Raw genomic sequence first — 12,320 nt, forward strand, 5'->3', positions numbered from 1 at the left:
TTCACTGGCACCCGTCTCGGCGGAGGCGGGCCACGACGTGGAGGCGGTCACCGGACAGCGCGCCGCTCAGCGGGGCGTCAGCGGACCACGGCTGGCCGGTGCGCGGGCCGGGGGAGTCGAACAGGGCGAGGACGTCGAACCCGGCGAGGTCGAGCAGGTGGCGCAGTTCCTGAGGGAACAGCAGACGCCAGGCAGATCGCTGCACGAGCGGTTCACCGCGCCCAGCCCATTCCCAGGTGCGGCGGCGGCGCAGCAGTTGGGCGGCGTGGTCGATCCACAACTCGGTGTGTGAGGTGTACCTGGTGCCCCGCCACGTCACCGAACGGGTGCGCACGCCGTCCAGGAGTTCGGTGTTGCCCAGGAAGAACGCGCCGTTGCGCATCTCCGCGACGAGCAAGCCGCCGGGCACCAGGTGCTCGCAGCACCGGCTCAGGAAGGCGCCGAGGTCGGCGTTGGTGTGGCAGTACAACATCGCACTGTCCAAACAGGTCACGACGTCGAAGCGACGATCCAGGTCGAACGAGCGCATGTCGGCCAACGCCACGTCGACCGCCGGGTGGTGCTCACGCACGTGCGCGAGCATGTTCTCCGAGCTGTCCAGGCCGGCGACGCGGTAACCGTTGCGGGACAACCAGCCCGCGTCGCGACCGGTGCCACAGCCGATGTCGAGCAGATCCCGTCCACCGCCGAACCGGGTCACCACGTCGTGTACGAACCGGGCGGCGACGTGCTCTGGATCGGGGAACTGGTGCTCGTAGAGCTCGGGGTTGTCGGTGAGCAGGTTCATCGGGCGAGGCCCTCCGGTTGTGCTGGTGTGAGCGCGCCGCGGTGGTGCAGCAAGGCCACGCCTCCGGCGCCGGCGAGCCCGATCGCGACGCACAGCAGTGCCGCCGGCCGGTCGCCGAACCCGCTCACCCAGCCGATCGCGGTGTTGCCGAGCGCGGCGGCGAGCCCGGACCCCAGGTAGAACACGCCGAAGTGGGTCCCCGCCAGGCTGTCCGGGCCGAACGAGGGGATCAGGTCGTAGACCAGGGGATGCGCGATCATCACGCCGACCGCCAGCGCGAGCGTGGCCACCAGCACCGGCACCAACCCCGACCACAGAGCCGGGACGACGAAGCCAGCACCCATGACGGCCAGACCCGTCGCGATGACCGGACCCCGCGCCCGCCGGGCCAGCACGCGGGTGATGCGGACCTGCAACAGCAACGTGGCGACCGTGGAGACGATGAACAGCGCGGCGACCACGCCCGCGGACCCGGTCGCTTTCTGCGCCTGGATCGGCAGCAGCAGGTAGAGCTGGTTCTGCAGGACGAACATCGCGCTCAGCACGCAGGTGAACGCCACGAACCGGCGGTTCGCCAGGCACTCGCGCCAGTCGCCGAGCACCGACCCGCCCTGGCGGGCGGCCGGTCGTGCGGGCAGCACGACGGCCTGCGCCACGGTCAGCACCGCGAAGATCCCGGCCGCCACGATCGCGGAGATCCGGAAGTCCCACAGCAGCAACACGCTGCCGAGCAGCGGACCGAACAACGCGCCGGCCTGGGCGTAGACGTTGAACCTGGCGAAGGCGTCGGTGCGGGCCTCACCCGCCTCCAAGGCGATGTAGGCCCGCACCGCCGGGTTGAACAGCGCTCCGGCCAGTCCACTGAGGACGGATGCGGCCAGCACGACGGTGAGCGAGTCGCCGATCGCGAACAGCCCGAACCCCACCACGCGCAGCCCGCAACCGGCGAGAATCGTGGCCCGCGGCCCCAGCCGGTCCGACGCCGTTCCACCCACCAGGAACAGGCCTTGCTGGCTCAGCGTTCGCACGCCGAGCACCACGCCGATCACCGCTGCGGACATGCCCAGGCCGCCCAGGTGCGCTGCGAGGTAGGGGATGAGCAGGTAGAAGCCGGTGTTCACGGCGAACTGGTTGACCAGCAACAGCCGCACCGGCAGCGCGAACCGGCTCATCGCCGCACCACACCCAGGCCTGGTGCCCCGGACAACCGCAGCGTGCCGTCCTCACCGCTGATACCCGTCCACGGGTCGTGGGCGAGCAACAGATGTCCGTCCAGGTCGACCCACTTCGCATGGCCGGAGAGATGGACCGCGGGGGCGATGCCGAGCGAACTGGCCACCAGGCAGCCGAGCATCACGTCCAGTCCGCCTGTGCGGGCGGCTGCGATGATGTCCAGCGCCGGACGCAGACCACCGCACTTGGCGAGCTTGACGTTGACGCCGTCCACCGCGCCCGCCAGTTTGCGCACGTCGGCGAGCGTGGCGGCGTCCTCGTCGGCGATCAGCGGTACCGGGCACCGTTCGCGGACCCACGCCAGTGAGTCCGGGTCGCCCGGTGGGATCGGCTGTTCCACCGCGGTGAGCGCGACCCCGGTGGCGGTGATCCGGTCGATCATCCGCACCGCCTCGTCAGGGCTCCAGCCGCCGTTGGGGTCGAGCACCACACAGGCATCCGGGGCGGCGGCCAGGACAGCGGCCGCGGTGGCGACGTCGTGCTCCGGTTCGGCGCCCGCCTTGAGCTTGAGCACGGAGAACCCGCGCCCGGCCAGCGCCGCGGCCCGGACCCCGGCGTCTTCAGGTGTGGTGATGCCGATCGTGTACGCGGTCGGGGTGTCCTGCCAGCGTTCGATGCCGATAAGGGTGTGCACCGGAACACCGCGGTGCAGACCGAGCAGGTCGTGCAGCGCCGCGTCGACTCCCGCTCGCACTCCTGCCGGGATCACCTCGTCGGCGTGCAGGGCGTCGAGCGCGGTCTCGGGCGAGTCCGCGCCGGCGAGAACCGGCCGCAGCCGGTCCAGCAGCGACGTGATCGCTGCCACGTCGAGCCGGTAGTACGTGCTGGTCACCACTTCGCCGTGGCCGCGCAGTCCTTCGTGCTCCACGACGACGCGCACCGCGTCTCGGCGGGACATCACCGACCGCGAGATCTGCAGCGGCGTGGCCAGTTCGAGGCCGTGGACCTCCCATTCGATCTTCACGCGAACACCGCCGCCCTGGGCGCGACGACCGTGCGGCACCGCGTCCAGCCGGTCGCTTCGACGTGGTGCGGGTCGCCGATCTCCACCGGCCGGTCCGCGGCTCGCCCGAGCAGGCCGCGGGCGTGGCAGAAGTCGTCGTCGAAGATCGTGCCGAGGTACCGGTGCGGGCCGTCGGGAAAGATCGTCGCCACCGACGCGCCGGGCTCGACCCTGGCCGCCCAAGCCGCCACCAGCGCGACGGCGCCGCTGCTCCAGCCACCGGTGACGAAGGCGTCCCTGGCGAGTCTGCGGCAGGCCTCCACCACCTCGACCGGGCCGAGCCAGTGCACCTCGTCGAACTCGGCGTAGGCGACGTTGCGCGGGTGGATGCTGCTGCCCAGCCCGCGCATGACCCTGGTCCGCGCGGGCTGCCCGAAGATCGTGGAGCCGACGGTGTCCACACCGACCAGGCGCACACCGGGCCAGTAGCGGCGCAGTTCTCGGACGATGCCGGCGCTGTGGCCGCCCGTGCCCACGCTGCACACCAGCACGTCGACCCGGTCGAGTTGCTCCACCAGTTCCCTGGCGAGCCCCACGTACCCCTTCGGGTTGTCCGGGTTGTTGTACTGGTCGGGCCAATAGGCACCCGGGAACTCGCGCAGCACCGCCTGCAGCCGGTCCAGCCGCGCCTGCTGCCAGCCTCCGACCGGGTGCGGCCGGTCGACCACCTCCAGCCGGGCGCCGTGCGCGCGCAGCATCGCGCGCATCGAGGGCTCCAGTTCGCTGTCGACCACTAATACCACCGGATGACCGAAAGCCTGGCCGGCGAACGCGAGACCGAGACCGAGCGTGCCGCTGGTCGACTCCACGACCACCGCACCAGGACGGAGGTCACCCCGTTCCTGAGCGGCGCGCAACATGGACACGGCGGGCCGCGCCTTCATGCCGCCGGCGCTCAGGCACTCCAGCTTGGCCCAAAAACCGTTGTGCGGAAGGGGAAGCGGCGTGTCGATGCGAGCGACCGGGCTCTGGCCGAGGAGCCCGAGCAGGTGGCGGTTCTGGCGCGGGATGATCACGACGGGCGCTCCGTGTAGTGGTGGATCGTCGTCGGCCCGCCGTCGAGCCAGAAGAACGGGTACGGCTCGGCTGAGACCGCCCGCACCCCGCTACCGATGAACCACGGCAGAATCGCGCCGGCGGTCTGCGCGAACAGGACCACCGGTTTTCCCGCCTCGGCAGCGTGTGCGAGCAGCGGCCCGAACGTTCCGTTGCCGACTGTCATCCCGGAGGCGAGGACCAGGTCGCACTCGTCCAGCGCGGCCTCCGCGTCGGAGGTGATCGGCTCGTCCCACTCGGTCTGGCCGCCCTTGAGGTCGCAGGGCACGTAGGTCGCGCCTCGCTCGCGCAGGTGGTGCAGCAGCGAGTTGACCACGCCGACCACCAGCACCCGGTCGCCTGGCGCGGGGGCCAGGAGAGACACCACGGCGTGCGCTCTGGCCATGGACTTGGTCAGGGAACTGCCGGGTCCGATGGTGATGGACTTGGTGGCGGACAGGTGGTGCGGGCGTACGTGCGCGAGGTACGCGTCCAGCGCGGCGGTGCGGATGGCAGGGTTCGCATGGTCGAGCAACTCGAGCACCGTAGTGCCAACACAGCTGTGCACCTCGTCGTCGGCGATGTCCTCCACCGCGCAGGAACCGACTGCTTCCTCCACCCGCAGACTGACCACTGTGTTGCGGTAGGACTGCCCGCGGGTGGCGTGCTGTGCGCCTTGCCTGGTGGTGAACCCGACGCTCACGGAGCACGTCGCCGGGTCGGGACCCAGCCCTGCGCCGCGGACGAGCTCCACGAGTTCCGTGAGCGTCACGCGGACTCCTCGGCGTAGTCGACGCACAGACCGCCCACGAGCTGCTCAGCGCGCGCACGCGCCCCAAGGCCGGCCGGGTCGGTCACCACGACGTGGCCGAGGTAGCTGTTGTTGCTGGTCGGGTCACCCGCGCGGTGACCGGGTTGCTTGACCACCCAATCCACCACGTCCGGTGCGGCGCCGAGCACCTCGGCACCGCGGACGGCGGACACCAGCCCGGAGCGCCGGGGGAGCAGGAAGGAGATCGCGGCGCTGCGCACACCGGTGTCCGCCGGGCGCAGGTGCGGTCGTTCACCCACGGCCAGCTGCGCGTACGCGGCCGGCAGGTCGATTCCGGTGACACGACGGACCAGCTCGGTGATCTGGTTGCCGGCGGGGCGTGGGTTGACCTCGACGAGCTTCGGTCCGTCGGAGGTCAGCTTGACCTCGGTGTGCGCGACGCCGCGGTCCAGACCGAGTGCTTGGATCGCAGCTACGGCAACGCTTTCTGCCTCACCGGCGGGCAGGTCGGCGGGGAACATGTGCCCGCTCTCGACGAACCACGGGTCGCCCGCGATGCTCTTGTCGGTGACGCCGACGACCTGCGTCACACCGTCCACCGTGACGGTCTCCACGCTCACCTCGGGACCGGTCAGCAGCTCCTCCACCAGCACGGTCCGCACCCTGGGCTGGTTGCGCGCGTTGACCGGAAACGCCTCCAGCGCGGCGAACGCCTCGCGCAGCGCCAACTCGTCGGCCACCTTGCGCACGTGCATCCCGGCGCACAGGTCGACCGGCTTGACCACCAGCGGATAGCCCAGCTCCGCGGCGGCCTTGGCGAGCGAGGGCCAGTCCTCAGCGAGGGCGAAACGAGGTCCAGGCACCCGTGCCTCGCGCAGAGCCGTGCGGGTGAGGTCCTTGCGGCAGGCTCGTTCGACGGCGAGCGGGTCCGGGCCGGGCAGGCCGAGGTGCGCGGCCACCCGCGCGACGGTGGGGAGGTAGTAGTCGCAGGAGGAGATCACGCCGTCGAAGCGCAGGACCGCGTGCAGACGCTCGATGTGCTCGAGCAGGGCAGTCACGTCGTTGGTCTCCGCGGTGAGCACGTTCTCCGCCGCCAGCAACGGGTGCGGATGCGCGGGGGCAGAGCGCAGGTAGTGGTGCAGGTCGCGGGTCATGAAGGTGAAGCGGTGCCCTGACTCGTTGATCGCCCTGGGCAGCAGCGAGCTCATCGCACCGACCCAGCTCTCGATCATCAACAGGTGGGCCACAAGTCCTCCTCCTCGGCCGCGAGGCGCGGCGCAACGTAGGGAACATGGTAATCATTATCGATCTGAGCGCTACACCGCCTCCTGGGGGCGCGAGACTGGATCGGTTGGTGGTGCATCTCCGCTGTCCCGGCAACCGGGGCGGCCCTCAGCTGCTTCGCCGGCTGGAGGATGAACACCGCGGGCTCGACCACGTCAATCTGCTGCACAACCGGACCGCGGTGCTCGACGGAGAGATTGTGGCGCTGGACGAGCACGGGCGCCCGAACTTCGGGTTGCTGCAGCAGCGCAACAAGGTCGCTACTGGCGTGCGAGAACTGCGGCCGAGCCGACGGGCGGTCACTGGTGTCGAAGCCGTACGACGTGCGGCGGGCGACACTGGCGTAGCTGTTACAGTCCCCGGCCGCGTTCGTGCGCAACGATCCCGGCACGGCGTTGTCACCGCTGCGCGATCTCCTGCGGGAAGACGCCGATTGGAATCTCCTGCTGCGTGACGTCACCGAGCGGTCGTCTACGGCCGCGGAGGAGATCACCGAGTTCGACACCTCGTTCAACCGGGGCCCGGACGAGGTCAGCACCCCGTCGTTGAAGCCCAAGATGAGCGCGATCGCTCATCGCGCACCCATCACCGATCTGTCCGGCACCGATCGTGTCGATGCCGGACGCGGGCGAATGGGCGCGGCACACCACTGGATCTTTCATCCTGGAGGAGCTGCCAGGGGGGCCACTTCTTCCCCGGTGAGCCAATGGGGGACGGTCGCCGATCTCGTGTGGCGCGAACTCTGACGATGGAATGTGGCGCCGTGTCGCAAGACAAGTGCTCAAGTGGACTGGTTCACCGATCCGTCCGGCGGCATCCCGAGGCCAGATCGTCTGCAGCGCCACGGGATTGACCGGGTTCGCCGGGCTGGCGGCGTGGCCGCGCATGGTGGTGGCGTCGCAGGTGTTCGTGGCCACCGGCGACGTGGACCGCGTTGCGGAGGCGGGCGTTGACCTCGCGGGAGATGTCGGCCTCCGCGGATTGCTTCCACGCCCTCGGTACCGAAGGCCTCGTTCTGCTGCGCGGGGGTCATCGCGTCGAACAGAACACTCGCGTCACTGTTGCCAGGTGACGGCTTCATCTGGCAGTCGTGCCGGGCTTTACAGCAGCTTGTCGAGGGTGATGGGGAGCTCACGTACCCGGATGCCGGTCGCGTTGAAGACGGCGTTGCCGACCGCGGCGGCCGAGCCGACGTTGCCGATCTCCCCGAGGCCGCGGGCGCCGAGGGTTCTGGTCCCGACCTCCCCGCCCTCTCCGCCGAGGGGGCCGGTGAGGACCGGGTCGGGCCGGTCGAGCAGGTGCACGTCGATGTCGGGGATGTCGGCGTGCACGGGCACCAGGTAGTCGGCGAGAGTGCTGCCGGCCAGGCGCCCGGTGCCGAGTTCCAGCGGGTTCTCCTCCAGCAGGGCGTGTCCGATGCCGAAGATGACGCCGCCGACGAGCTGGCTCCGGGCGGCCTGGGCGTTGATCACGCGACCGACGTCCGCAACCGTCGTGAACCGGGTGACGCGGGTCTCGCCGGTGAACTGGTTGACCCGCACCTCGCAGAAGTGGGCGCCGAAGCTGTGGTACGCGTACCCGGCGGGAGCGCCGGCGGGCGCGGCGGCGGTGGCATCGACGCTAGGCGATCCGAGGTCGGTGAGCAGGCGGCCGAAGGACATCGAGCGACCGTGCGCGTGCAGGTGGCCGTTCTCGTAGCGCAGGTCCTCGGTCTTCGCTCCGTGCCACGGCGACCGGGGATCGGTCACCGCGAGCTGCTTGAGCGCGGCGATCGTGTCGCGTGCGGCGGCCACGACCAACGGCACGGTGGAGTGCGTGGCGCTGGAGCCTACGGCGGGTGCGCCCTGGGGCAGGTCAGTGTCACCGATCTCGGGCGTCACCCGCCTCAGTGGTAGCCCCAGGGCGTCGGCGCCGGCGATCGCCACCATGGTCCAGCCGCCGGTGCCCAGGTCCGACATCGAAGTCGACACCACTGCGGTGTCGTCGTTGAGCAGCCGGATCCGGACGCTCGCGGGGTGGCGGGTCGCCGGGTACACGGCGGAGGCCATGCCGACGCCGAACAACCACTGCCCATCGACGCGTGCGCGGGGTGTGGGCTGGCGGCGGGACCAGCCAAAACGCCGGGCACCGACGCGGTAGCACTCGTCGAGGTGTTTGCTCGACCACGGCAGGCCCGTGGCGGGACTTTCGGTGGCGTAGTTGCGCAGCCGCAGCTCGACCGGGTCGACGCCGGTGGCGACAGCCAGTTCGTCCATCGCCGTCTCCAGTGCGAACGCCCCAGGGGACTCGTTGGGCCCCCGCATCGCCCGGCTCCCAGGCAGGTCGACGACGACGTAGTGCGGGTTGGTCCGCAGGTTCGGCGTGCGGTAGAGCGTGTCCACGGTGGCGTGGGCGGGGGTCATGGGAAAGCCGCCGACGGCAGGCATCTCGGCGTCGCTCTCATGGCTGACGGCGTTGAGGACCCCGTCGCGGAAGGCGCCCAGCCGGACAGTCTGGGTAACGCGTGGGCGGTGGCCGACCAGGGTGAACATCTGTTCCCTGGTGAGGACGAGCTTGACGGGGCGGCCCAACTCGCGGGCCGCCGCGGCGGCGAGAGGAGTGTCGGTCCACAGTACGACCCGGGCGCCGAAGCCGCCGCCGACGTACTTCGTGATCAGTCGGACGTTCTGCGGGGGAACGCCGAGCCGCTGGGACAGCACGAGCGCGTACGCCGCCGGTATCTGCGCACCGGCGTGGATGGTCACCCGGTCGCCGTCCCAGACGGCCAGTGTGGCATGGGGTTCCATCCCGACGTGGTGCTGGACCGGCTGGTGGAACTCGGCCGCCACGACGACCTCGCTGGCGGCGAGCGCCGCGTCGATCGAGTCGATGCCGGGGGCGAGGAGCGTGAGTTGGCTCGGCGACCCGCTGACCGTGGAGCCCGCCGGGACGCGGGGCTCGTCCGTGAGGGAGGTGCGCGGCGGTTGCGCGTCGTAGGTCGCGGTCACCAGCGCCGCTGCGTCACGCGCCTGCTCGACGCTCTCGGCGACGACCATGGCGATGACCTGGCCGTGGAAATGGACGGTTGTGTCCTGCAGGGGGACGTAGTTCTCGACGAAGCCACGAAACTGGGCCGCGACCGGGTGCAGCTTCAGGCGCGGGTCCGGCGCGGCGTACACGCGCAGGACTCCGGGAGAGGCCAGCGCGGCCCCGGTGTCGATCCCAGTGAGCGCGCCTCTCCCGATCGTGCTGGTGACGACGTGGGCGTACACCGTGCCGGGGGCCTGGTAGTCGCCTGAGTACTCGGCGGCGCCGGTGACCTTCAACCGGCCGTCGACCCGCTCGATCTCGCGTCCGACTGGGGAATAGGTCATCGTGACTCCTGACAGTCATGCCGGTCGTCCATCAGCGTTCCTGCAGTACGGTGAGGGCCCGGACCAGCGTGCGTCGCAGCAGCGCGGGCTTGAAGGCGTTGTGCGCCAGCGGCCGGGCACCGTCCGCGGCGGTGGCGACCGCCGACTCGAACGTCTCGGTGGTGGCGGGCCGGCCGGCCAGAGCCCGTTCGACTGTCGTCAGCCGCCACGGTGTGGTCCCCACCCCGCCCACCGCGACCCTGGCCTCCTTGATGGTGCCGCGGTGCAGCTCGAGCGCGACGGCCGCCGAGGCGAGCGCGAACTCGTAGGACTGCCGGTCGCGGATCTTCACATAGGTGGAGCGTGCCGCCCACCGTGAGCCGCGAACGGAGATGCCGGTGACGAGCTCGTCCGGCCGCAGCACGTTCTCGACATGGGGTGTGGTGCCGGGAAGGGTGTAGAAGGCGTCGAGTGGCACGGTCCGGGTGCCCCGCGCCGAGGCCAGGTGCACGTCGGTGCCCAGCGCCAGCAGCGCGACGGCCAGGTCGCTGGGGTGGGTCGCCACGCAGGCGTCACTGGTGCCGAGGATCGCGTGGCCGCGGTTCACCCCGGTCAGTGCCGAGCAGCCACTGCCGGGCTCCCGCTTGTTGCAGGCCGTCGTGACGTCCCGGAAGTAGCCGCACCGGGTGCGCTGCAGCAGGTTCCCGCCGATGCTCGCCATATTGCGCAGCTGAGCGGAGGCACTGAGCTCCAGCGCTTGGGCGATCACTGGGAAGTGCCCGCGCACGGTGTCGTCGGCGGCGACGTCGCTCATCCGCTCGAGCGCGCCGATGTGCAGCCCGTCGCGGTCGAAGGTGATGCCACGCAACGGAAGCCGGTTGATGTCCACGACGTGGGCCGGGACCATCACATCGAGCTTCATCAGGTCGACCAGGGTCGTGCCGCCGGCCAGGAAGGCGGTGTCCGCCCCGGCGTGGACGAGGGCATCGCGCACGGAGCGCGGCTGGGTGAAGGCGTAGGCACGCATCAGCGCATCACCTTCTGCGCATCCCGGATCGCGGCGACGATGAACGGGTACGCACTGCACCGGCAGAGGTTGCCCGACATGCGTTCGCGGATCTCGTCGTCGGACGTCGCGCGTCCTTCACCGACCATGGCGACCGCCGACATGATCTGCCCGGGAGTGCAGAAGCCGCACTGCAGACCGTCGTGGTCGAGGAAGGCCTGCTGGATCGGATGCAACCGCCCGCCCTGTTCCAGCCCCTCGATCGTAGTGACCTCGTGCTCGTTGGTCGTGGCCGCCAGCGTCAGGCAGGACAGCACACGCCGGCCATCGACGTGCACTGTGCACGCCCCGCACTGCCCACGATCACAGCCCTTTTTCGTCCCAGTGAGCTTCTTCCCGCCGAGTTCCACCCGCTCGCGGAGCGTATCGAGCAGGGTGGCCCGCGGGTCGACCCGCACCGTGACCGGTTCGCCGTTGACCTTGACCGTGATGGTCACGAGACCGTCGTCCGCCGAGGTGAGAACCGGCGCGGCCGCCGACGGCGCCGCATTTGACGCCGTCGCCAGCAGTGGCGTCGCTGCCGCAGCGGCCGCGACGCCGCCCAGAAAACCTCGCCGGGACACGTTCGACCGCTCGTGGTCCGCGTCATCACGTGGATTCATGGTGCTCTCCCGTCGTCCGGCCACCCACTCTGATCACCGGCCTCAACGGCTGCCAGGGCCTGTCGATCCCAGGCTGGGGAGGGCACGCTCGACGGCTGGGAAGGTGGTGTGGGTGAGGTTCTCGGAGATCTGCCAGATGCGCTGGGCATCGTCCTCGCTCCGGAGCCGGGTGTAGAGGGTTTGTTCGGCGGGTGGGCCCGAGAGGTGGCGGAGTCCGCTGGGACCGTACAGGCGGGCGCCGTGCGCATCGGCTGAGGTGGCGGCCAGCAGGGCAGGGAGCAGGGCGGTCTCGACGGTGCCGGCGAGGATGCCGTGGCGGGAGAGGGCGCGGATGGCGCGTACGGCGGCGGTGTCTCGTGTCCGGCCGACTTCGGGTCGGGCGGCCAGGAGACTGGTGGGGGCGATGCCTGGATGGGCGAGGTTGCTGGTGATCCCCCAGCCGCCGGCCCGGCTGCGCCGGTCGAGTTCGAGTCCGAACAGGCCGAACGCGATCTTGGACTGGCTGTACGCGCGGCGGCCGTGGTAGGACCGTGTCCAGTTCAGGTCGTCCCAGTTGATGGCGTTCTCGTTCGCGGCGACGCTGATCTGCGAGGTCACCCGCGCCCGCCCCGCGCGCAGCAGGGGCAACAGGTGGGCGACGAGGGCGAAGTGTCCCAGGTGGTTGCTGCCGAACTGCAGCTCGAACCCGTCGGCGGTGGTCTGCCGGTCGGGTGGGGTCATCACGCCGGCGTTGTTGACGAGGATGTGGATCGGGCGGTTCTCCTCGCGCAGCGTGGCTCCCAGTGCGGCAACCGAGCCCAGCGATGACAGGTCGAGGTCCCGCAGGGACAGGACCGCGCCTGGGTGCTGCCGCGTGATCGTCGCGATCGCCGCTTCGCCCTTACGACGGTTCCGGACGGGCATGACGACCTCGGCGCCGGCGCCGGCCAGCCGAGCCGCCAGGGCCAGCCCGACGCCGTCGCTGGCGCCGGTGACGACGGCGAGTTTCCCGGAGAGGTCGGGAACGGTGATGTCCGGGCGAGTGCGTGCCATGGGCTGCTCCTGGGTTTCCTGGACGGTGGGTGTGCTCTCCAGGCTGCGCCCGGCCACAGGGGATAGCCACGGCCTCTCAATCCCAGGCAGACCGGACGCAGCCGTGACCGGAAAGGGGGATCACCAATCCCAGGCAGTCGGCCGGCGGCGAGGGCAGACTGGGAGCGCTCCGGA

At 70.6% G+C, this 12,320-nt stretch carries 12 protein-coding genes; 1 reads left to right on the plus strand and 11 read right to left on the minus strand.

The genetic code is table 11. From position 1 onward, the window contains the following. Position 1: 1 nt before the first annotated feature. From ACRSBM_RS16835 to ACRSBM_RS16865, 7 genes are read right to left on the minus strand one after another with little or no spacing between them, the layout of a single operon-like run. Positions 2-787: a class I SAM-dependent methyltransferase gene (locus ACRSBM_RS16835; protein WP_434444348.1), complete on the minus strand. Its 786-nt coding sequence runs from the start codon at positions 785-787 to the stop codon at positions 2-4. Then, positions 784-1,959 carry an MFS transporter gene (locus ACRSBM_RS16840; RefSeq protein ID WP_434444349.1) on the minus strand — a complete coding sequence of 392 codons (1,176 nt, stop codon included), beginning with the start codon at positions 1,957-1,959 and terminating at the stop codon, positions 784-786. The genes ACRSBM_RS16835 and ACRSBM_RS16840 overlap by 4 nt, the downstream gene beginning before the upstream one ends. Continuing rightward, complete coding sequence (locus ACRSBM_RS16845) at positions 1,956-2,984, minus strand: dipeptide epimerase (RefSeq protein WP_434444350.1); 1,029 nt, start codon at positions 2,982-2,984, stop codon at positions 1,956-1,958. The genes ACRSBM_RS16840 and ACRSBM_RS16845 overlap by 4 nt, the downstream gene beginning before the upstream one ends. Further along, positions 2,981-4,039 (minus strand): PLP-dependent cysteine synthase family protein, encoded by a 1,059-nt coding sequence (locus ACRSBM_RS16850; protein ID WP_434444351.1) that lies wholly within the window; start codon positions 4,037-4,039, stop codon positions 2,981-2,983. Before ACRSBM_RS16850 ends, ACRSBM_RS16845 begins: the two co-directional genes overlap by 4 nt. After that, a complete protein-coding gene (locus ACRSBM_RS16855) occupies positions 4,036-4,830 on the minus strand; it encodes a Rossmann-like domain-containing protein (RefSeq protein ID WP_434444352.1) in 795 nt (264 codons plus the stop codon). The genes ACRSBM_RS16850 and ACRSBM_RS16855 overlap by 4 nt, the downstream gene beginning before the upstream one ends. Continuing rightward, the gene (locus tag ACRSBM_RS16860) at positions 4,827-6,077 is read right to left on the minus strand and encodes an ATP-grasp domain-containing protein (protein ID WP_434444353.1); all 1,251 of its coding nucleotides are present in this window, start codon (positions 6,075-6,077) and stop codon (positions 4,827-4,829) included. Before ACRSBM_RS16860 ends, ACRSBM_RS16855 begins: the two co-directional genes overlap by 4 nt. After that, positions 6,062-6,505 carry a hypothetical protein gene (locus ACRSBM_RS16865; RefSeq protein ID WP_434444354.1) on the minus strand — a complete coding sequence of 148 codons (444 nt, stop codon included), beginning with the start codon at positions 6,503-6,505 and terminating at the stop codon, positions 6,062-6,064. Before ACRSBM_RS16865 ends, ACRSBM_RS16860 begins: the two co-directional genes overlap by 16 nt. A gap of 4 nt (positions 6,506-6,509) precedes the next feature. Here ACRSBM_RS16865 and ACRSBM_RS16870 point away from each other — a divergent pair, with 4 nt between their 5' ends. Then, entirely contained in the window at positions 6,510-6,860 is a 351-nt protein-coding gene (locus tag ACRSBM_RS16870; RefSeq protein ID WP_434444355.1) for a hypothetical protein, read from the plus strand. Between the two features lie 354 nt (positions 6,861-7,214). Here the strand turns inward: ACRSBM_RS16870 and ACRSBM_RS16875 are convergent, their stop codons facing one another. From ACRSBM_RS16875 to ACRSBM_RS16890, 4 genes are all read right to left on the minus strand, one after another. Next, positions 7,215-9,467 (minus strand): xanthine dehydrogenase family protein molybdopterin-binding subunit, encoded by a 2,253-nt coding sequence (locus ACRSBM_RS16875; RefSeq protein WP_434444356.1) that lies wholly within the window; start codon positions 9,465-9,467, stop codon positions 7,215-7,217. 31 nt (positions 9,468-9,498) lie between these two features. Beyond that, positions 9,499-10,473: an FAD binding domain-containing protein gene (locus tag ACRSBM_RS16880; protein ID WP_434444357.1), complete on the minus strand. Its 975-nt coding sequence runs from the start codon at positions 10,471-10,473 to the stop codon at positions 9,499-9,501. Continuing rightward, the gene (locus ACRSBM_RS16885; RefSeq protein WP_434444358.1) at positions 10,473-10,949 is read right to left on the minus strand and encodes a (2Fe-2S)-binding protein; all 477 of its coding nucleotides are present in this window, start codon (positions 10,947-10,949) and stop codon (positions 10,473-10,475) included. Before ACRSBM_RS16885 ends, ACRSBM_RS16880 begins: the two co-directional genes overlap by 1 nt. 207 nt (positions 10,950-11,156) lie before the next feature. After that, on the minus strand, positions 11,157-12,146 hold the full coding sequence (locus ACRSBM_RS16890) for an SDR family oxidoreductase (RefSeq protein WP_434444359.1): 990 nt from the start codon (positions 12,144-12,146) through the stop codon (positions 11,157-11,159). Positions 12,147-12,320: the final 174 nt, after the last annotated feature.

It is taken from the genome of Lentzea xerophila (genome assembly GCF_051094245.1).
GTDB classification, from domain to species: domain Bacteria; phylum Actinomycetota; class Actinomycetes; order Mycobacteriales; family Pseudonocardiaceae; genus Lentzea; species Lentzea xerophila.